Here is a 20,389-nt window from a genome sequence, read left to right on the forward strand (position 1 = left end):
AGAAGGTTTTCCGGAAAAATGTTAAACAGGTGTATGAATAAAATAAAATGTGTGTGTTATGTACCCATATATACCGGATACTCATCATAGGTAACCTCCCTATGCAAATTTTTTTAAATTTTTTTTAGACACTTTGATTGCCGGTTATTTTAATCTTCTTTTCAGGCGTTTTTTGATCAGTACCATTGGTGATGATCAAATCAACCGCTCCCTTTTGCGCTGGTGAGCTGCGCTGATTGTTTTTTGCATATCCCGCCAGCAGAACTGCCACCAGCGTTACAATTTTGGTCAGAAATTTAATTGAGTCCCTATTGATTTTCATGAACCAAACTTAATACTTTAAATAATAATTTAGATTTTACAGTCATACAAATATCTTATTTTTCATATTCAATGAGGATGTCAATTTATGCAAATATATGGGGCATGTAGTGTTTTTTCGGTTTTTGAAGAAAAAAGACCGCATATATTCAAACACATAATCGGCAAATCCTGCCTTACCCTCATATGAACATGTGTGCTATAAGCTTTCAGTACATCAAATTCGAACTTTTGTGATATTTCCTGTTGGGATTATCGACACTATCGATTTTTAATGTTTCGACTGATAAATATTTAAAAGATAGGTATCGTTTCCAAAGAAAAGGCATATTATTTTTTTGTTATGGAATGAAAGACTATTAAAGTTTTTGAAAGTTTTGTAGTCTTGTTCATAAGTTTGAAGCAAAAAACGCATGTTGTGATTAAAGTTATGTTTGTTTGCCTGGGGAACATTTGCAGATCCCCTCTGTCTGAGGCTATTTTTAAGCGACAGGTTGCAGACCTCGACCTCAGCGATAAGATAAAGTGCGATTCATCAGGCACTTCCAACTACCATATTGGAGAGGACCCCGACCACAGGACAGTCACTAACGCCCTGAAAAATGGTTTACGTTTAGACCACAAAGGTCAGCAATTCAAAGTGGAGCACTTTGCTTTGTATGACTACATTATAGCCATGGATCAGAGCAATCTCGATGACATTTTGTTGTTGCAGGAAGCGCATCGAGCCTATGAATTCGGGCTCATGAAAATGCGACAGTTTGACAACCTTGGAAAAGGTTCGGATGTACCGGATCCTTATTTTGGTGGGCCGCAGGGTTTTCAGCATGTTTTCGAGATATTAGACCGTTGCAACAAGCATTTTTTAGATTACCTGATTAAAAAACATGCATTAATCCAGTGAATTTGGTTTTCAAAAATCAACATCAGCAACTAGAGGGAGCGCTAAGCAAGGTACTTGGAATAAATGCCAGCGTGAAAGCTGTCAGGCATCTATCGGGTGGATGTATAAACAATGCTGTCTTGGTGACAACGGATCAGGGCCCCTTTTTTGTAAAATGGAATCATAAGGAAAAATATGACATGTTTTTGGCAGAAAGCAAAGGACTCGTATTGCTTAAGGATTACAGCCGGTTTACAATCCCGGAGGTACTGGGATGTGAGATAGTGCAGGAAGAAAGCTACTTAGTACTGGAATTTATTGAAAATGGGCCGGCAAACCAGCGCTATTGGGAGGCCATGGGCGTTAACCTGGCCGCATTGCATGGTCATCACCATGATTTGTTTGGGTTAACACACCATAATTATATCGGATCACTTCATCAAGATAATACCCGGAAGGACCAATGGATTGATTTTTTCATTGAAAACAGGCTTGAAGTGCCACTTAGACTGGCATTACAAAGGGGGATGATATCCCGGGAATATGCCGATGGTTTTAGAAGTATGTATTCCAGGTTTAAGGATCTTTTCCCTAGAGAAAAGCCTTCTTTATTGCATGGAGACTTATGGAGTGGCAATGTTATGACGGCCTCTAATGGCGATCCCTGCCTGATAGACCCTGCCACGTATTACGGGCACCGTGAAATGGAAATTGCATTTACCCGGCTTTTCGGAGGGTTTGACCAAGTATTTTATGATAGTTACCAGGAGGCCTATCCCATGGAAAATGGCTTTGATCACCGACAGGATGTGTATAATCTTTATCCATTGCTGGTGCATCTCAACTTATTTGGTTCCTCTTACCTGAATAGTATTGACAGGATTGTACGCAGATTTACTGATTAGTCGACACAGTCGTCAAATCATATATTTCCAGTGCTGGTCTTCAACAACGATTTGATAGGTATGCTTTGTTTTTTGCTCCAGCAAAATCTCTTTTCCTTCGGAGACCTTTTTGATAGTTTCCAGGTCATAGTTTTTGACTGTAGTCAGGGATAAGCCCGTATGATGCTGAACTTCAAAGTCGTTTTTGAGCGAAGCTATCAGTTCGGAAACCTTTTCCACCTGATTGTCCACACAGATGGAAAATGAAATCGCAGAGTTTTGCATCATGTTGATTTTTATATTGAGTTGGTCCAACAGGTGAAAAATGATGCTTAAATTGTTTTCATTAATGAAGGTAAAATCTTTGACCTTGAACGTGACCAGACTTTGGTTAGGCTTAAAAATGATGGAAGGAACGCTTTGAACAGTATCCAATGCGTTGATAGCGGTACCATTTTCTTCCGGCCTTTCAAAAGATTTTACCAATAAAGGAATGTTTAAATTGGCCAGTGGCTTGATGGTTTTGGGATGAATCACAGAGGCCCCATAGTAGGTCATTTCTGCTGCTTCATGGTAATTAAGGTTTTCAAATTTTTTGGCTTTGCGGATGATCTTCGGATCGGCATTAAGTATGCCTGGCACGTCTTTCCAAATAGTTACCGACTTTGCTTTCAGGCACGAGGCAATGATGGCAGCCGTAAAGTCCGACCCTTCTCTTCCCAGCGTAGTGTATTCCCCATCCGGTGTGCCGCCTATGAAGCCCTGCGTTAACAAGATATAGTCTTTCAACAGGGGTTTTATCGCGCCGTTTATATTCTTTTCGGTCTGGTCCCAATTGATTTTTGCTTCCCTGAAATTAAAGTCGGTAATAATAAAGTCCCTGGCGTTAACCCATTTTGCGTTCAGGTTATTTTCGTTCATCCTCGCGTGAATAATTTTGGAAGAAAGCCGCTCTCCATAAGAGACTATGTTATCGTAGAACGCAGCTTTGGCGAGGGCAGGAGGGCGATTATTTAAATCTTTGTGAAGCTCGTTAAAGAGCTGGTTGATAACTTCAAAAATCTGATGCTTATCATCTTTGATAAGCCCTGAAGCAATAGTATGGTGATAGGACTTTAATTCATTAAATGGCTTTTCAAATTGACGTCTGGCAAATGCCAGGTGATACAATTCTTCCAGGGCGTTGGTAGTCTTTCCCATGGCTGATACAACAACTACCAGTTGCTCCGGTCTGTGACTTTCCACTATCCTGATCATGTTGTTTACGGCTTCTGCATTTTTGATAGAGGCGCCACCAAACTTGTATACCTTCATTTATTTACCAGCTTTGTTGTTAATTCGTAAGTTTCCCGAAAATTTCATTTTCCGCAATGGTTTTAAGTATTATTTTTGGCAAATTAAATATAGAAACAATAAATTAACATAAACTTCAAAATTTTTCATGGAAGATTCCAGGATTGCCTTACCTATGGGGACGGCTTTGGACCGTTTCATTAAAATAAAGCAAGACGATTTTCAGTATGCTTCAGGTGAACTCTCTCAGTTGTTGCGTGACCTGGCCTTGGCGGGAAAAGTGGTAAACCGGGAGATGAATAAGGCCGGACTGATTAATATCATCGGTTCTATCGGGACTCAGAACGTGCAGGGAGAAGATCAGCAAAAACTCGATGTGCTGGCCAACATCCGCTTTGTCAGGGCTTTTACCAAGGGGCAGGAAGTATGTGCCATCATATCGGAGGAAGATGATGAAGTGATTGAAATCGACAATAACAAAAAATACATAGTGGCCATAGATCCCCTGGACGGCTCATCCAACATCGATGTCAATGTTTCGGTAGGAACCATTTTTTCCATTTATCGTAGGATTTCTCCTTTGGGAAGTACAGTAGAGGGAAGAGATTATTTGCAAAAAGGCACTGAACAGGTCGCTGCAGGCTATATTTTGTATGGTTCTTCCACTATGTTGGTATATACCACCGGTCATGGGGTGAATGGTTTTACTTACGACCCGTCTTTGGGAGAGTATTTGTTATCTCATCAAAACATGACCATCCCGGCAGATGGAACTATTTATTCTATCAATGAAGGTTCCAGCTTAAGCTTTGATGAAGGTATTAAACGCTACATCCGGTATTGCCAGGAGAACAAATACTCTGGTCGTTATATAGGTTCGTTGGTCGCCGATTTTCATAGAAACCTGCTAAAAGGAGGCATATATTTGTACCCGGCAACAGAAAAAAAACCTAATGGCAAACTAAGACTTCTTTATGAATGCAATGCCCTTGCACTTATAGCCGAACAGGCCGGTGGCAAGGCCATGGATGGGAGTCAAAGAATCCTTGACATCCAACCTGCTTCCATGCACCAGCGCGTCCCCTTCTACGTTGGCTCCAAAAACATGGTAGACAAGGCAGTTTTCTTCCATACCGACAATTGAGCGTAAGAACTCACTACATGAACACCACGAAACCATAGATAATTGACAATTTACAGTTGATAATTAACAGTTTAAAATGGACAGTTGATAATTGACAATTTAAATCTCGGATTAGCTGTCGTTTTCATCTTTCCCGGTCAACACTTCAGGGGCATGCTTGTATAAGATTTTATACCATGACACTAATTTTTTGATATCTGATGTGTATACCCTTTCCTGATCATATTCGGGTAAAATGTGGCGAATAAAGGCTTTCAGTTCATCTGCAGAAGCGTTATTGTCCAGTCCCGGGTCATCGTCAAATTCTTTGGCAATCTTATGAAAAATTTTTTTCAAAGGGACAGAACCGTCTTCGGTGGTGGTGTAGATAGAGATTTCTTCCAATACTGAAACCCGGTGCTGGGCATTGGCCACCAATTTGGTTTTTTTATCATCCAAAGACTCGAGTATTACGCCGGTCCGTGTGGGCTTTAGAACCCTGAACAATCCGCTTTTACCAGATAAAGTGGCAATTTCACTTAATTCCATAAATTTTAAAATGTTTCAGTGTGTCTTATAGTTTTCATTAACATTTGCGATAAAGCTGAGTATCTCATCCCGACCGTTTTTATTAACCGCCGAACTTAAAAAGTACTGGGGCATTTCCTCCCAATCGGACAGTAGGCGTTTTTTGAACTTTGCTATGGATTGAGCGACCTTGTTGCTGGTAATCTTGTCGGTCTTAGTAAAAACTATGACACACGGTATACCCTTTTGACCCAGCCAGTTGATGAATTCAATATCAATAGGTTGAGGGGTGAGCCTTGAGTCGATCAGTACGAAAACACATTGCAAATTTTCCCTTCCTAAAAAATAGTCCCTGATCATTTTTTCCCATTTGGCCCTTTCTGTTCTACTTACTTTGGCCCATCCATAGCCAGGCAAATCAACCAGATACCACAATTTATTGATCAAAAAATGGTTAATTAATTGTGTTTTGCCAGGTTTTGTGGAAATTTTTGCCAGCCTTTTGTTACCTGCCAGCATATTGATCAAAGATGATTTCCCTACATTTGACCTTCCTATAAAAGCATATTCCGGCTTGTCTGCGTTGGGACATTTTCTGTAATCGGTGTTGCTGCGAATAAATACTGCCTCCTTTATTTTCATAGTGAAATTCCTGAGGGAGGCGTAAAATTATGAAAAATTCAAAAAATATGATTAATAATATTAGTGTAATATGTAATCCAAATTAGCATATTTATTAACACACATTAATCATAAATTAGCATTCAGTTAAAGTTTTTTACGGTGATGCCTTACCTTTTAGCGCGATCTTACGGTCGTCTCAAAATGTATGGCTTTGACCTAAATTAGTGTATACATAACCAGTAATTCGCGATTTAGGGATATTAAACAATAATAATCAGTAATGGCAAAAAAGTATTTAAAAGGATTTTTTGCATTTGCTTTTATATTGGGACTTCACTTTGGGGCAATTGCCCAGGACGAGAATAAGGAAGTTGCCAAGCAGTTGGTAGAGATTGCCGATGAGATCTATTTTGAACAAAAGGCGGTGGTCATTGCCAATGAACAATATGTTGCGGCAGCCAACATGGACCCGGATAATATCAAGGCAAATTACATGGCAGGCAGGACTTATATCGAGTCTGTCAATAAGGACAGATCTTCAAAATATTTCCTGAGGGCCTATGAAATTGACCCTGAATACCGGTTTGATTTACTATACTACGTCGGCAAAGGCTATCAATACGGTATGGATTTTGACAATGCCCTGAAATACTATAACCAATACAAAGAAAAGCTATTACAAGAGAAGAACTACCGCGGGCAGGATGTTGTTCCTCTAAGAGAAGTGGAAAGAAATATCTATGAATGCGAAAACGGTAAAGAATTTACAGCTAACCCGGCTAATTTTTCCATTGTAAACATTGGTAAGGCCGTTAATTCCGAATTGATGGATTATGCGCCTGTGTTAAATGCGGATGAGGATGTGTTGATTTTCACTTCGAGAAGAAGAGATGGAAACGTGAATGAGGATGTGGCAGATGACAACTTTTCTTTCGAAGATATATTTATTGCCAAAAAAGAGAATGGCCAATGGAAAAAAGCAGAAAACATTGGTGATCAGATCAATACATTGTATCATGACTCTAACCTCTCTTTGAACATGGATGGTAGTCAACTCTACATCTATAAAAGTGAGAATGGTGGTGACATCTACGTGAGTAACTTAAATGAAGACGGAACCTATTCAGAACCCAAACCCCTTAGCGAAAACATTAATTCCAGTTTTTCGGAAAACTCCATTTCCGAGTCTCCGGATGGCCAGACCCTTTTCTTTTCCAGCGACCGGCCCGGCGGTTTTGGAGGTCTTGATATATATTACAGTACCAAGGATAAAAGTGGAAAATGGAGCCGCGCAAAAAATGTCGGTGATGTGATAAACACAGAATTTGATGATGATTCGCCATTTATCCATTATGATGGCAAAACGCTGTACTTAAGTACCAAAGGAAGGAAGGGTATGGGTGGATACGACATTTTTAAGTCAGAATATGACAGCGTAGCCCAGGAATGGAGCGAGCCGGTAAATCTGGGTTACCCAATCAACACCCCTGATAACGATGTGTTTTTCGTTTCCACTAAAGATGGAAAAAGAGGGTATTATGCTTCGGTAAGAGAGGATGGATTTGGTTACAATGATATTTATGAAGTAACCATTCCGGATCTTGTCAATGGCGGAAAGCCTATAGCCAGCAAAGATGCTGATGTGGAAGAGGAAAAGGAACCTGAAGAAAAGAATTTGGAGCCGGTGGAAACCAAGCCGGTACTGCAGCCTGTAACGCTGAAAGTAAGGGTGGAAGACAACAATACGGCAGAGACCCTGAATGCCAAAGTAAGCCTGACCGGCTTAGGTGACAACATCATTATCCCTGTTCGTAGGGATGAAAAGAGGAATTTTATCTTTAATGTGACCTATCCGGAGTCCAAAAAATTTATGCTTACTGCTGAAAAGGACGGTTATGTTTTCAAATCAATTGAAATCACCCTGCCAGCAGCCAAAGAAAAGCGAAGGGAGATCAGAAGAAAGATCGAACTTGATCCGCTTACAGTGGGTTTAAGTACGGTTTTAAGAAATATTTATTTTGAGTTTGACAGGGTCACCTTTACACAGGAGTCATATGTTGAATTGAATAAGCTGGAAAAATTGTTGTCTAACAATCCGAATATTGATGTGGAGATAGCAGGGCATACCGACCGGGTCGGCACCATTATATACAACAAAGACCTTTCACAGCGGCGGGCTGATGCTGTGGTGAAATGGCTCAAGAAAAAAGGAATTGATCCCAGGCGACTGGAGTCCAGGGGATATGGTAAAACCAGGCCTTTAGCGAGCAATGATGATGAATTTGAAGGCCGGGAACTGAATCGCCGTGTTGAATTTAAGGTCACCAGCAAAAGATAACGGCATTAACTGTAGTATAAAGAGCCAGCATTTACAAATATTGTTTTGGTGCAAGTGTCTTGCTTATGCTTTCTGTTATGCTAGGGCAAAGAATTTTGTCGGAAACTTGTGCAATAGCCATGGGACGCTTGCACGAGGTTGTCTTAAATTATCACATTAGGTTATATTGATTATATCTATTAAGCCGGATACCTGACCCCTCATACCTCTCCTCTGCCTCCTTTAAATCAATGGGTTAAAATCCATCTACAAAAAAGATTTGCCCTATAAATCTATCAAATAAAGTTATCATTCTGCCATTCCTTACATATTTGTTACTATTTTTGCGAACAGCAAAATCATACGAAAGCGGTTATGTCGGTTTTACCCTATAAAGAGGAGCAGCTTGGAAAAAAAGAGCAGGTTGCCAGGATGTTTAACAATATCAGCAGGCGCTATGACATGCTCAATCACCTGCTGAGTTTCGGTGTGGATATTATCTGGCGAAAAAAGGCGATCAAAATGTTGAAACCCTATAAGCCTCAACTAATACTTGATATTGCCACGGGTACGGCAGATTTCGCTATAGAAGCCCTTGCCTTGAACCCCCAAAAAGTCATTGGTGTAGACATATCAGAAGGCATGTTGGCAGTGGGGAGGAAGAAAATAGCAAAAATGGGATTGCAGGACAAAATCGAATTACAGACCGGTGATTCCGAAAAGCTTTTGTTTTCTGATAATAAGTTTGATGCTATCATCGTTTCATTTGGTGTCAGGAACTTTGAAAATCTGGAAAAAGGACTGGAGGATATGTACAGGGTATTAAAACCAGGTGGAACTACAGTGATTGTAGAGTTTTCAAAACCCACCGTTTTTCCCTTTAAGCAGTTATACAATTTTTACTTTAAATATATTTTACCTTTAATAGGTAAAATTATTTCAAAGGACAATGCAGCGTACTCATATCTTCCCGAATCGGTTCAGGCCTTCCCTTATGGAGATAAGTTTCTGGAGGCACTAAAAAAAACAGGTTATAAAAACACAGCATGCAGACCTTTGACTTTTGGTATAAGTTCGATTTATCTTGGGCAAAAGTAGTAATTGCGGCTGCGGCCATCTTTGCGGCGTCGGGCCAGTACACTTTTGCGCAATTACAGGGTGAAGTCAACCTGCCTAACTCAGACAGCAAGAAGATTAAGTACGGATTTGCGATAGGTATTTTTAACTCCAATTTCAAGTTAAAATACGATGATGTTTTTACAACCCCGGCGTTTGACAGTGTTCAATCGATCAATGCGTTTAACAAGTTTGGCTTTTCTCTAGGCCTCATCGCGAATTTTAAACTGGCACAATATCTGGACTTCCGGGTTGCACCGCGGGTGGGGTTTTATCAAAATGAAATCGAAATTGTATATACAGACCCTGACAGGGAGCCCTTCATTGCTAACACCGATTTAAGCAGGGTGGAAATACCATTGCTTTTCAAATACAAATCCGTCAGAAGAGGTAACACAAGAATGTACCTGGTAGGGGGAATTACCCCCGGTATAAGAGTATCAGGCAGTACCAGGGAAGAAGAACTTGAGGAGCGAATCATTGTAGAAGATGAGTCTTTGTTCATTGAGTTTGGATTTGGTTTGGATTTGTACTACCCATTATTTAGATTTTCACCTGAAATAAGGTTTTCCCGGGGTATTAACAATATGTTGAGCCCTAATGATACCGCCAATACAGAAGGGGTAAGGAGCCTTACACTTAATGCTGTGACATTGTACTTACAATTCGGAGATTAACCATGAATAAAACCGCCTTGATTACCGGTGCCACCAGTGGTATCGGCAAAGCCTGTGCTGAATTGCTGGCATCCAATAACTATAACCTCATACTTTGTGGACGAAGGGAACAAAAACTGAATGAGCTTGCCCGGAAACTTGAACCCGATACAAAAGTATTAACCCTGTCATTCGATGTAAGGGACAGGGAACTGACAACCCGGATGATTGCATCGATACCTGATTCATGGAAACCAATTGACGTATTGATTAATAATGCCGGCAATGCCCATGGCTTAAGTCCTATTCAGCAAGGGGACATAGATGACTGGGAGGCCATGATCGACATCAATGTGAAAGGTCTCTTATATGTATCGCGATCAGTTATTCCCATGATGGTCGACCAAAAACAGGGACACATCATCAACATCGGGTCCATAGCCGGAAAGGAGGCCTATGCAGGAGGAAATGTTTATTGTGCCTCCAAGTTTGCCGTCGATGCTCTTAATAAGAGTATGTTAATTGATTTAAATGGGTCAGGAATAAAAGTTACCGCGATAAACCCGGGACTGGTAGCAACCGAATTTTCGGAGGTCAGATTCAAAGGGGACAAAACCAAGGCAAAAAACGTATACAGGGGCATGGAACCCCTGAAGGGTGAGGATATTGCAGAAGTTGTCCTGTTCGTACTTACCAGGCCATCTCATGTCAACATAAGCGACCTGATTGTCTTTCCAACGGCACAGGCCTCGGCTACGATTGTGGCCAGGAACGATGATTAGATAGTGCTGATTTTCAGCAGGGTATTGTCATCGATGACATGCTTTCCCTCAAATGTTATCATCTTTGGATGGATAGAAAGTCTTTCAAGTTGACGGTGCTGTTCTTCCAATTGCTCCGGTCCGATGTAGGGATCCTCATTGCCATAAACAATCACTGTGTCTGCCTGACTGAATTTTTCCCTGGCCAGATCGATATTCAAATCCGGAGGAATTACCCCGGCCCACCATATCAGCCGGTGGTAGCAAAGACCCTGCTCATTGGCCCATCTGGAAACAGTGGCTACACCCTGAGAAAACCCCAGTAAAGTGATATGCAGATCCTTTCTTTCACCAATTACTTCTGCATACACTGTGTTCAGATAATTGATGTAATTTTCGATGTCAATCAGGCGGTCTTCTTTAGTCATCCAGGTGGCTCCCACCCGTCCTGCAAATCCATTCAGATAGAACTTTGACAGCCCTTCCGGCGCCACCACACAATGCCTTTTATTGTTCAATACCTCAAAATTTTTAATGAAATAACCAGCCAGTTGTCCATACCCGTGACAAACAAACCAGACATTTTCAGTTTGTTTATTTACAGCGCCTAACTGATAATAGCGGGCCTTGAAGCTGAAATCCAGATGTACTTCATTCATGACCCGAAAATAAACAAAAAAGCAGCCCTTTACTGAAAGACTGCTTAAATAATGTTGTCTTTTTTTGTTTTATCGCTTAAAGCCCAGGACCGCACCTCCACAATGGTTGGCTGAGCCTTTAAATGTAAATTGTATATAATAAATGCCCGTAGCATTACAGGGATATCCAATGGCGCTGTAAAGTTTACCGTTGGCATCACTGGTTGAAACTAGTTTTCGGGTTGAATCATAAAGGCTTACCACAATGCCGTCGGTTTCCTCTCCTCCACTGCATATATTGATAAAATATTGCGTCCCTTTTGCAAATACATAGGAATACTCAACTTTTGCTTTGCTGCCACCTTCTCCATCAACGGAGTAGCTTTTCACGAAATTGAAGCCGTCTTTTAGCTTTGGAATGCATGCTTCTGCATATTCATCAGCATCACATTGAGCAAAGGCGGACGGCGCTACCAAGGTAAGTAACGATAAAAAGCTTATGGTAAAAATAATCTTTTTCATAAAGAGCTCTCAATTAGTTTATTATGTTATTTCTAATGGCGGCTGTGATACTGGTAATGTCCGCTACATTCTGATCCGTTATATTAATACTGCTGGTACTGTTATCAACAATCATCAATACCCCATCCACCTCCTGGAAAGTAGACTCAGCGTAGGTGGTCGTTATTTCAATCTGATCGAATACTCCTTGTAAATCTTTTAACTGGGCACTGAGATTTTTGATATCCGGATCGCTTTCATACAGAGACAAAAGTAATTGAATTTGTTCTAATATGATTTTTTGTTCACCGATTTTTTCTTTCAATACCACATTATCAGGATTTTTCTTGTACACCTGGCAGGTAATATGCAGGGCTTCGAGCCAGCCACCGGTTAGTAACAAAATGCTCAGATTGGATCTTTTCTGATCCTGAAGGTATGTATTGATTTTATTGAAGTTTTTGGTGGTGATAAGCAGTAATGAGTCAAGATTATTGCTATTGGTTGCCAGCTTTCTGATCGTGTTAAAGTCAAAGAACTGTCCAATGTTCAGTCCGTCTGCCAAATCCCTGATAGAACCGATATAACCCAGGGCGTCCTGATTTTCTTTGTAAATATTGGTATAACCGAGATCGGTTCCATAAATACCCAGATTCAAGGCTTTGCTAAAGTTGTTGTTATAGTTTGAAACCATATCATCGGGATTCAGCATGCTATAGTCATATGCTGAACCTGACTCTTTTAACAACACTGAAATTTCCAAAGGTGATGGAATTTGTTGAATAATGTCAGCGATTACATCCTCTGAAATCTCTGGTGTTTCCACAGCTATTGAGTCCACGCTGTCTAGGATGGCTTGCTCAGCAGCGTCTTTGTTCGGCCCGCATGCGTACAATGAAAGTACCACCAAACTGAAGCATAAATTTCTCATAAGAATGATTTTATTTGTTGCAAATTTATAATTTCCACTATTTTAATCAGGCGAAGTTTCCTCCATTTCTTACACCGATAATAATTTTTTAATTATGCCTGAAAAACGTCTCATTTCTTTGATTTTGAGGATTTTACAAAGCTGATTCTTCCCAGGTACCGGAACATTTGTTTGAATGATTCAAAGTATAATGTGACATACAAAATCAGCGACATTAGCCAGATTACAGCCACATTAAAACCATAGGTAGCAAACAGGTTATTGAAGAGATGTTTTTCCGGAGCGTAAAAATGTGTCCGGTAATCCAGTGCATGGGCAGGCATCTCGGGGACATGAAAAATGGGATCTATCTGTTGCAATAATTTGCCCTTGTGCTCCAGGATACGGTTTTCAACATTGATGTTGCGTACCAGCTCGGATAAACTCTCATTGTAGTAGAGGTTTTTGAATTCATTCAGATTGTAGTCTGTCTTTTCCTCTCTTAGTTTGATCTCATGGGCTTTTTTCTTTTCCGACTGATTAAACCGGTCGAGGTTTTTGTCCCTGATCATTTTTAGATATTGCGTGATCTTTTTTCCTGTTTCAGGCTTGTAGTGATCGAATGATAAATCCTGTTCCATATTAAAACCCTTCACCGGAACAGTTAATGCTTCCTTTCTCAGCTCATTTCTCAGCACCGTCAGAGCGGATTTCACCTCAGCCCGGATAGAGTCATTGTCCTTATTCAGGTTATCGTTTACGTATCTTACTTTTTCTTCAAGTTTTTTAATCTGGTAGCTTACTTTAAAATCAGCTTGTTTTTCTTCCTTCTCGTGCCGGTATAGAGGTCTTTGGTAGTCATTGTTGATAAACTGGTCGACGGCTATGGCTTCAAAAGCCCACCGTGATGCCATCAGGTCGGCTACAATAGGGGTTTTGCCTTTGGTACTGATGGAATTGTTAAGCTTGTCAAAACTAAACAATAAGCCACTTAAGATCATTTGTGGTATAAGCAATATGGGAATTAAAATGTAGACGTTAATAGCCGATTTAAAAGCCGAAGAGGCATTTAACCCCATAATATTGGCAAAACACGACACCGAAAACAACACTAACCAATAGCTCAGGGTCATGCCTTGGATTTCCAAAATGGATTGACCGATCAGGACAAATGAAAGGGTTTGCAGACCGGACAAAGTAAACAATATGATCAGTTTTGAAAGCAGGTAGCTGTTCCAGCTAAGATTCAGAAATGACTCCCTTTTTAATATTTTTCTGTCTTTGATTATTTCTTCGGCACTTACCGACAGTCCCATAAACAAAGCTACAACAATGCTCATCATGATAAATGCCGGGATATTGTCGTTAAATCTGAACAGGTAATCCTTTCCGTCATTGGTATTGAGGTACTTAATGAGAAATGCCAGAATCAAGGCAAGAAAAGGTGCTTCTAAAAAATTAATCAGCAGGTATTGCTTGTTGCTTATTTTTGACAGTAAGTCCCGTTTGGTAAAAATAACAACCTGCTTGAGCTTTGAAGGAATGTTCAAAGACCTGGGAGGCGTTTCGTCTATATCCCGGATCTTTTTCAATTCAAATTTTTCTTTGAATAACTCATTCCACTGCTGAGGATTTACTTTTCTTTTATTGGTAAATTGTCCGTATTCATCGACAACATTGGATTCTATAATGTTGAAAATCTGTTCCGGGTTCACGTTACTACAGGTCGGACATTGACCTTTTTGGCTATCTACCTGCTTGGAGGCCCGTTTAAAGTAGGTGATGGCCTCGATAGGGTTATCGTAAAAAATCGGATACCCGCCGGTATCGAGAATAAACATTTTATCAAACATTTTGTAAATGTCTGATGAAGGCTGATGGATCACCACAAAAATTAACTTACCCTTAAGCGTCAGCTCTTTTAAAAGGTCGATGACATTTTCAGAGTCCCTCGATGATAAGCCTGAGGTAGGTTCGTCAACAAACATGACAGCGGGTTCCCGGATAAGCTCCAGGGCGATGTTCAACCTTTTTCTCTGGCCCCCACTGATGGTTTTATCCAGTACGCTGCCTACCTTCAGATCTTTCCTTTGCTCTAAACCAAGGTTTTCCAATACTTCGATTACCTTTTTGTGGAGCTCGTTATGACTCAGATAATCAAAACAAAGTTTGGCATTGTAATAGAGGTTTTCATATACGGTCAGCTCTTCAATAAGCAGGTCGTCCTGCGCGATGTAGCCAATTACCCCATTGATTTTATCAGACTCTGTGTGGATATTGATACCATTAATAAGAATCTCACCGCCCGAAGGCTTTTCAATGCCTGCCAAAACATTCAACAGCGTTGTTTTTCCGGCGCCACTTGCTCCCATGATTCCTATAAGCTTACCGGGTCCCTCGGAAATATTGATGTCTCTTAACCCTAATTCACCATTGGGGAACTTGAAAAAGAGGTGGTTAGCGTTGAATGAGATATTATTGGTGGTATAATCTGATCTAAAATGTCTTATCAGGTCACTATAGTATAACGCCGACCCCAACGGTGTTTTAATGGTGCTTCCCTGTGAAAAAAGATAGGCCTGGCCGCGTTTCATGATGAAACCATTCAAATTGATTTCGTCGCTTCCGAGATATTTCATGAAATACATTTCCACACTTTTTACGTGGATGAATATGATTTCACCATCCATGTCGGCATGCACATGTTTTGACTTGCTGTCTTTTATAGGGGTTTTATGGCTTAATATCAGGGTTGTGTCATTGTTAAGCTGTTCGCTGGTGTCTTTTAATACAAAGTCAAGGATTAGTTCGTATTCTCCCTTTTCGAACTTAAAAGCATCTGCAACCGTATTGATGATTTCCCTTCTTTTTTCGCTGAAGTTTTTGTCAGAGGCCACCAGTTCCAGGATTTTGACCAAGACAACAATTTTTTGTTTTTGAGAGAGTGTTTTATTGATTTTTTTGCAAATGCCTAAAATCCTGACCGAATCCTTCACTGAGGTCAGCTTTGTTTTTCTTTTCTCCCCTTTGGCTTTAGAGTTTTTATTATCTCCGATATATTGATCGTAAAGCTCAATATATTCCTTGACGGAATCCCTGTCCAGTTCCTGTTCAAAAAATCGAATGACAAAATTTCTTTCAGTTACCGTTACACCTTCATCCTGCTTGGTAATGATTGCGAATAATTGTGTTAAGGCCTTTAATATTTCTTCACTCATAACTTAGATCAAGTGTCTTTGACTAAAAAGTATGATATATTACCAGCCAAAAGACACAAAGGTATCTCAGCCGATTTTTTTTATTGGCAAATAAGTTAACAGGGCGTTATTTAAATTACAGTTTGGGGAGGTGGTTTAGTAAGTTTTAAATTCGAAGGGTATTTCAACTAATTCTGAAAATTCTTCTCCGGCTTCTTCCATATCTTCATCATCTTCACGAAAATACCAAAGTACCGAGGTGCCATCGATATCTTCCAAAGCGGATAAAACATCCAGTATTAACTTGGAAGAGGCCGTGTTAAAGTATTCCAGTTTAAAAACGAATTCAGTTTTGTCGTTATGGTTTTGAGCGTAAACTTCCAGCCATTCCAAAATAGGTTGATAGAATTCTGCAGTATCCTCAGGCAATGATCTTCCAGAGATTTCAAAAATGCCATTCCCCTTGTCCAACATAATTTTCGGGGTATCCTCAGTTCCTTCAAGATTTAAAATTTCCATATCTTTTAAAATATTATAAGTCTAATTAATCAATAACTTTCAAAAAAACTACATTTGCCCGGAAATAGTAGACTTTAAAGAAAAGAATGAATATTTATCATTCATTTGCTCAAATGCGTAGTCAAGACTGTTACCCGATTTACGAGCCATGTCCACAAAGCCTAATCCGGCCCCACCTTTATCAGAAATTTCCGTTCCCTTTATAATTTCTTTATAAAGTTGCTTTAACCCATCTTTGTCCAGACCGTTGATCTTATCCAATCTGCCTTTCACTTTGTCGACATTTTCATTTTTAATCGGATTGCCCGTTGTCACAATGTAATCCCCATTGCTTTTTCCAATCATAAAGATCGCCGTAGGCTGGTCACTGTCCTGGTCATCTACCTCATCACTGTGCTTAACAATGTTCTGTAGACATTCTACCATCACATTAAACACCTTGCGTTTAATGTTAGACTCTTCACCCATTGAGTCCATGTTCCTTTCAGCCATCGCAAGTACGGATTTGGTAATCTCCTGGGTGAACTCACCTTCGTAGATCAAGATCAGATTGTTGGCGAGCATCGTTTTATGCAAGTCATATATGTACTTCATAAGACATTTTTAATTTTATATCACAAATTTTATAGTAAATAATCTTGATTTTCCTTTTCAATTTCAATATTAGAAAAATTTAGCTAATTCTAGAATTTTATTCCTATCATCAATACGTCATCTGTTTGTTTTGTATCACCTTTCCACTTTTCCCATTCCGCATCCATGGTTTTATGTACCTGTCGCATACCGTTTTTGTGGTTTTTTTCAATAAACTCACGAACGCGCTTGGGACCGTATTTACGATTTTCAGGCCCGCCAAACTGATCGGGATAACCGTCTGAACAAAAATATATTGAATCTCCCTTGCTTACTTTTATTTTAACTGTTGTAAAGTTAGTCTGGTTCCTGTACCGGCCTCCTCCGATAGCAAATTTGTTACCTTTCACCTCTACCATTTTTCCTTTTTCCATAAAGTACAGTGGCCTGTGAGCCCCTGCAAATTCAACTTCATTCTTTTTCAGGTTGACCTTGCAAAGTGCGATATCCATGCCGTCTTTCGATCTTGAGTCGTCCTGATCCTGACGTAAGGTTTTAGTCACTCCATCATCTAAAAGATCAAGGATTTTTCCCGGATCAGCCACTTTCCTGCTCCTGATAATATCGTTCAGCAAGAAATATCCTATCAATGATATCAATGCTCCGGGCACACCATGTCCGGTACAATCGACTGCCGCAATATAAATGTCATCGCCCACCTGCATAAACCACGGAAAATCACCACTGACAACATCCCTGGGTTTATAGAGGATGAAAGATTCTTTGAATACCTGATTGATAATGGCCGTGTTAGGTAATATGGCTCCCTGAATACGTTTGGCGTAATTGATACTGTCATTGATTTTCTTATTTTTGGACTGGATTTCCAGCTCGATCAGCTTTCTTTCCGTGATATCATGCGATACAACCAGCACCGACTCGATTTTTTCCTGTTCGTCATACTCCGGGATTGCATTTACCTGCATAATTCTTTCGCCCATTACCGAGGGAAATTCCATCTCCATTGAAACCTTTGAATTTTGTTTCGTAACGTCTTTCAGTATATCAGCCCATTGCCTGGTGATGGAATCATTGAGATTAAGTTTGTCCACTTTCTTATTGAGAAACTGCTCCGCTTTTCCGCCGGCATAGGTTTCTATCATCGGGTTAATGTATGAAACCGATCCGTTTCCTTCCAATCTTGTGATCAGGTCAGGGGAATTTTCAGAAAGTGCCTGCATTTTACTTCGCATTCTTTGCTCCTCCTCGGCCCTTCGCCTTTCGGTGATGTCCCTTGAATTAACAATGATCCCCTGGATAGCAGGGTCTGACAGCTTATTGGTTCCCGTAGCTTCCAGCCAGATATAATCCGCCTCTTTTGTTTTGTACTTGTATTGAATGGTAACCGGGTTAAACGGATTATCCAGTAGTTGTTTGAACATGGCGTGGAAGTGTTCTAATCCTTCCGGATGAATATTTTTGAGGTCTTTTTGACCAATCATTTCGGTTTGTGAATAACCCAGGATATTTTCTACCGAAGGACTGATGTACCGGATGTTTTCATCCTCTTCATAAATGGTAATTACCTCAGAGGCATTTTCCAGTAACAACTGCATACGTTTTTGCGTCCGGTTCACTTCTTCAATCTGGTCTTCCAGTCTCTGGTTTGTATTTCGCAGTTCATCCTGTGTCGCCGCCATTTCCTCTGCATTTTGCCGTAGCTCACCTTGTTGGATTTGAAGTTCCTTACTCATCTGTTGTGAGTCTTCCAACAGCTTTCTGGTTCGTTCATTTACCTTGATGTTAAAAATGGTTCTGGCGATAATAACACTTATTTCTTCCACAAATTTAACATGTGTTGGGCTGAATTTTTTAAATCCGGCAAATTCCAGTACGCCATATACCTCCTCGTTGGTGATAAGTGGCACAATCAGGATGGCCTCAGGTCTTTGATCTCCCAGAATACCCGAAGTAACAGACACGTAATCATAAGGAATTTCTGTTCTCAGGATTGTTGCCTGCTCAATGGCTGACTGGCCTACCAGTCCTTCGGCAAATTTAAATGTTGCCTTTAAGTTTTTCTTTTTATTGTATGCATAGCTGGCAGTCATTTCGATGAAAACATCGTCCTCATTTTCGTTATTGGTTACGTAAAACGCGCCCTGAATGGCATCGATTTTATCTGTGATGTAAGCCACCACTTCATCTCCTAAAGGGCCGAGCTCATTATGTTCCCTGAGTATTTCTCCAATTTCGGCTACCCCGGTCACGATCCAGTTACGTTCCGTATCTCGTTTTTCAGCATTCTGAATACTATCGCGCATATTGATCAGCGCATTGCCAAGGTTATCCTGGTCACTTAAAGGCTCAAAATCCGCATCAAAGTCACCATCACCGATTTTATGGGCGAAGTTGGCAGTTCTTTTCAACGACTGTACCAAATCGTTTGTGATTTCGGCCATTTGTCCGATTTCGTCATTGCTGGATTTAGCTACCTTATCGGGAAGTACCCCCTTGCTTAACTTGGCCAGGGTGGCTTTCAGGGAGAGAATAGGATTGATTAACATCTTGGAAAAGATGATACCGATCACCACTGCCAACAACAAAATAGCAAATCCGGAAATAAGAAAATTAAGGAAAAGGCCACCTTTCAGACCATGGATTTCGCTTCTGTCCATCTTCACGATCAACCCCCAACCTGCCAGAGGGATATGCCTCCAGGCAGTCAGGGTGCTGTTTCCTCTATAGTCCTGGCTATATTTTATACCGCTTTCACCCTGACTCGCCAGTCTTATGGGGTGATCTTTATGACCGGTTTCCAGAGCCAGGCTGAGCACGGCATTTTCTTTCAGCCTTAGTGGACCCAAATTATAGAATTTTTGATCTTCAAACTGCTTCACTAATTGGACTTCGCCGGTTTGCCCCATTCCTGTGGTATCGCTCGCTATACTGTACAACGAGCCCATATTTATTTTGATGAGCAGCAATCCTCCTAAAACGCCGGAGTCATCTTTCAGTGGCGCACCGGTAAGCAGGTAATGATTGTTGTTTTCGGGAAAGACCCTGGAGAAATAAAGCGTATTTTTCGATTCTCCAATCGTACCGCCCACATTATCGTAAAATGCATCACCGGCACTTTTAGCGGCATCGGTGGTATACAGAATGTTACCTTCCTTGTTGGTGATATAAAGATTTTTGTAAGCCAGTGTCTTTGCAAATCCCGCGAATTTGTCGGATAAGTTTTGTGTGACAATCGTTTTAATGCTATCCCCGGAAATTCCTTCAAAACTGTTTAACAGCCCAATATTTTCTTTGATAACATTTTGGTTTTGGACGACTTGTACGTCTGAGCTTATTTGCTCAAAAAAATGGGTAACCTCTTTAACCTTCATGTCAGCCAGGGTATTCAAAATCTCAATCGATCTTGTTTCCATGGCTTTTTTACTTAAGTTGTAGTTTACCAGGCTTACTGCGACGATGGTGAGTAACACCAGGCTTACCAGCAAACTTGTAACCTTACTTCCTATATTGATGTTTTTAAACAT

The 20,389-nt window shown here is 40.5% G+C and carries 18 protein-coding genes; 7 read left to right on the forward strand and 11 right to left on the reverse strand.

The window, feature by feature from the left end; translation table 11 throughout:
• Positions 1-124 precede the first annotated feature (124 nt).
• Entirely contained in the window at positions 125-322 is a 198-nt protein-coding gene (locus AC04NP_RS03145) for a hypothetical protein (RefSeq protein WP_482857932.1), read from the reverse strand.
• Between the two features lie 417 nt (positions 323-739).
• On the opposite strand from AC04NP_RS03145, the gene AC04NP_RS03150 reads away from it, so the two are divergent.
• Entirely contained in the window at positions 740-1,225 is a 486-nt protein-coding gene (locus AC04NP_RS03150; protein WP_482857933.1) for a low molecular weight protein-tyrosine-phosphatase, read from the forward strand.
• Positions 1,222-2,109 carry a fructosamine kinase family protein gene (locus tag AC04NP_RS03155; protein ID WP_482857935.1) on the forward strand — a complete coding sequence of 296 codons (888 nt, stop codon included), beginning with the start codon at positions 1,222-1,224 and terminating at the stop codon, positions 2,107-2,109. The genes AC04NP_RS03150 and AC04NP_RS03155 overlap by 4 nt, the downstream gene beginning before the upstream one ends.
• Before the next feature lie 12 nt (positions 2,110-2,121).
• Here the strand turns inward: AC04NP_RS03155 and AC04NP_RS03160 are convergent, their stop codons facing one another.
• Positions 2,122-3,402 (reverse strand): aspartate kinase, encoded by a 1,281-nt coding sequence (locus AC04NP_RS03160; protein ID WP_482857936.1) that lies wholly within the window; start codon positions 3,400-3,402, stop codon positions 2,122-2,124.
• A 127-nt stretch (positions 3,403-3,529) separates the two neighbouring features.
• Between AC04NP_RS03160 and fbp the strand changes: the two genes are divergently transcribed.
• Positions 3,530-4,525, forward strand: a complete 996-nt coding sequence (gene fbp, locus AC04NP_RS03165) for a class 1 fructose-bisphosphatase (protein ID WP_482857937.1) — start codon at positions 3,530-3,532, stop codon at positions 4,523-4,525.
• Between the two features lie 111 nt (positions 4,526-4,636).
• Here fbp and AC04NP_RS03170 read toward each other — a convergent pair whose 3' ends face one another.
• On the reverse strand, positions 4,637-5,053 hold the full coding sequence (locus AC04NP_RS03170) for a DUF5606 family protein (RefSeq protein WP_482857938.1): 417 nt from the start codon (positions 5,051-5,053) through the stop codon (positions 4,637-4,639).
• 15 nt (positions 5,054-5,068) lie between these two features.
• Positions 5,069-5,674 carry a ribosome biogenesis GTP-binding protein YihA/YsxC gene (gene yihA, locus AC04NP_RS03175; RefSeq protein WP_482857939.1) on the reverse strand — a complete coding sequence of 202 codons (606 nt, stop codon included), beginning with the start codon at positions 5,672-5,674 and terminating at the stop codon, positions 5,069-5,071.
• A gap of 262 nt (positions 5,675-5,936) precedes the next feature.
• Here yihA and AC04NP_RS03180 point away from each other — a divergent pair, with 262 nt between their 5' ends.
• From AC04NP_RS03180 to AC04NP_RS03195, 4 genes are all read left to right on the forward strand, one after another.
• Complete coding sequence (locus AC04NP_RS03180; protein ID WP_482857940.1) at positions 5,937-7,994, forward strand: OmpA family protein; 2,058 nt, start codon at positions 5,937-5,939, stop codon at positions 7,992-7,994.
• 354 nt (positions 7,995-8,348) lie between these two features.
• Complete coding sequence (ubiE, locus tag AC04NP_RS03185; RefSeq protein ID WP_482857941.1) at positions 8,349-9,071, forward strand: bifunctional demethylmenaquinone methyltransferase/2-methoxy-6-polyprenyl-1,4-benzoquinol methylase UbiE; 723 nt, start codon at positions 8,349-8,351, stop codon at positions 9,069-9,071.
• Complete coding sequence (gene porT, locus AC04NP_RS03190) at positions 9,020-9,766, forward strand: type IX secretion/gliding motility protein PorT/SprT (protein ID WP_482857943.1); 747 nt, start codon at positions 9,020-9,022, stop codon at positions 9,764-9,766. Before ubiE ends, porT begins: the two co-directional genes overlap by 52 nt.
• Positions 9,767-9,768: 2 nt before the next feature.
• Positions 9,769-10,527 (forward strand): SDR family NAD(P)-dependent oxidoreductase, encoded by a 759-nt coding sequence (locus tag AC04NP_RS03195; protein ID WP_482857945.1) that lies wholly within the window; start codon positions 9,769-9,771, stop codon positions 10,525-10,527.
• Here the strand turns inward: AC04NP_RS03195 and AC04NP_RS03200 are convergent.
• The 7 genes from AC04NP_RS03200 to AC04NP_RS03230 all read right to left on the reverse strand — a co-directional run bounded on the left by AC04NP_RS03200 (position 10,524) and on the right by AC04NP_RS03230 (position 20,389).
• Positions 10,524-11,165 (reverse strand): alpha/beta hydrolase, encoded by a 642-nt coding sequence (locus tag AC04NP_RS03200; protein ID WP_482857946.1) that lies wholly within the window; start codon positions 11,163-11,165, stop codon positions 10,524-10,526. The genes AC04NP_RS03195 and AC04NP_RS03200 overlap by 4 nt on opposite strands.
• Positions 11,166-11,234: 69 nt before the next feature.
• Positions 11,235-11,666, reverse strand: a complete 432-nt coding sequence (locus tag AC04NP_RS03205; RefSeq protein WP_482857947.1) for a hypothetical protein — start codon at positions 11,664-11,666, stop codon at positions 11,235-11,237.
• 13 nt (positions 11,667-11,679) lie between these two features.
• The gene (locus tag AC04NP_RS03210; protein WP_482857948.1) at positions 11,680-12,576 is read right to left on the reverse strand and encodes a hypothetical protein; all 897 of its coding nucleotides are present in this window, start codon (positions 12,574-12,576) and stop codon (positions 11,680-11,682) included.
• Between the two features lie 110 nt (positions 12,577-12,686).
• The gene (locus AC04NP_RS03215; RefSeq protein WP_482857949.1) at positions 12,687-15,773 is read right to left on the reverse strand and encodes an ATP-binding cassette domain-containing protein; all 3,087 of its coding nucleotides are present in this window, start codon (positions 15,771-15,773) and stop codon (positions 12,687-12,689) included.
• A 135-nt stretch (positions 15,774-15,908) separates the two neighbouring features.
• Positions 15,909-16,271 carry a DUF1987 domain-containing protein gene (locus AC04NP_RS03220; RefSeq protein WP_482857951.1) on the reverse strand — a complete coding sequence of 121 codons (363 nt, stop codon included), beginning with the start codon at positions 16,269-16,271 and terminating at the stop codon, positions 15,909-15,911.
• Between the two features lie 48 nt (positions 16,272-16,319).
• The gene (locus AC04NP_RS03225; RefSeq protein WP_482857952.1) at positions 16,320-16,865 is read right to left on the reverse strand and encodes a SiaB family protein kinase; all 546 of its coding nucleotides are present in this window, start codon (positions 16,863-16,865) and stop codon (positions 16,320-16,322) included.
• 89 nt (positions 16,866-16,954) lie between these two features.
• Positions 16,955-20,389 carry a PAS domain S-box protein gene (locus tag AC04NP_RS03230; protein WP_482857954.1) on the reverse strand — a complete coding sequence of 1,145 codons (3,435 nt, stop codon included), beginning with the start codon at positions 20,387-20,389 and terminating at the stop codon, positions 16,955-16,957.

It is taken from the genome of Agaribacillus sp. DX54 (assembly GCF_056858335.1).

Bases quoted from the DNA above. Each gene is read 5' to 3' on its own strand.
- AC04NP_RS03205 (WP_482857947.1), bottom strand. From the start codon at position 11,666: ATGAAAAAGATTATTTTTACCATAAGCTTTTTATCGTTACTTACCTTG.
- AC04NP_RS03180 (WP_482857940.1), top strand. From the start codon at position 5,937: ATGGCAAAAAAGTATTTAAAAGGATTTTTTGCATTTGCTTTTATATTG.
- AC04NP_RS03210 (WP_482857948.1), bottom strand. From the start codon at position 12,576: ATGAGAAATTTATGCTTCAGTTTGGTGGTACTTTCATTGTACGCATGC.
- AC04NP_RS03170 (WP_482857938.1), bottom strand. From the start codon at position 5,053: ATGGAATTAAGTGAAATTGCCACTTTATCTGGTAAAAGCGGATTGTTC.
- ubiE (WP_482857941.1), top strand. From the start codon at position 8,349: ATGTCGGTTTTACCCTATAAAGAGGAGCAGCTTGGAAAAAAAGAGCAG.
- AC04NP_RS03220 (WP_482857951.1), bottom strand. From the start codon at position 16,271: ATGGAAATTTTAAATCTTGAAGGAACTGAGGATACCCCGAAAATTATG.
- AC04NP_RS03200 (WP_482857946.1), bottom strand. From the start codon at position 11,165: ATGAATGAAGTACATCTGGATTTCAGCTTCAAGGCCCGCTATTATCAG.
- AC04NP_RS03230 (WP_482857954.1), bottom strand. From the start codon at position 20,389: ATGTTTAAAAACATCAATATAGGAAGTAAGGTTACAAGTTTGCTGGTA.
- yihA (WP_482857939.1), bottom strand. From the start codon at position 5,674: ATGAAAATAAAGGAGGCAGTATTTATTCGCAGCAACACCGATTACAGA.
- AC04NP_RS03225 (WP_482857952.1), bottom strand. From the start codon at position 16,865: ATGAAGTACATATATGACTTGCATAAAACGATGCTCGCCAACAATCTG.
- porT (WP_482857943.1), top strand. From the start codon at position 9,020: ATGCAGACCTTTGACTTTTGGTATAAGTTCGATTTATCTTGGGCAAAA.
- AC04NP_RS03215 (WP_482857949.1), bottom strand. From the start codon at position 15,773: ATGAGTGAAGAAATATTAAAGGCCTTAACACAATTATTCGCAATCATT.
- fbp (WP_482857937.1), top strand. From the start codon at position 3,530: ATGGAAGATTCCAGGATTGCCTTACCTATGGGGACGGCTTTGGACCGT.
- AC04NP_RS03195 (WP_482857945.1), top strand. From the start codon at position 9,769: ATGAATAAAACCGCCTTGATTACCGGTGCCACCAGTGGTATCGGCAAA.
- AC04NP_RS03160 (WP_482857936.1), bottom strand. From the start codon at position 3,402: ATGAAGGTATACAAGTTTGGTGGCGCCTCTATCAAAAATGCAGAAGCC.
- AC04NP_RS03145 (WP_482857932.1), bottom strand. From the start codon at position 322: ATGAAAATCAATAGGGACTCAATTAAATTTCTGACCAAAATTGTAACG.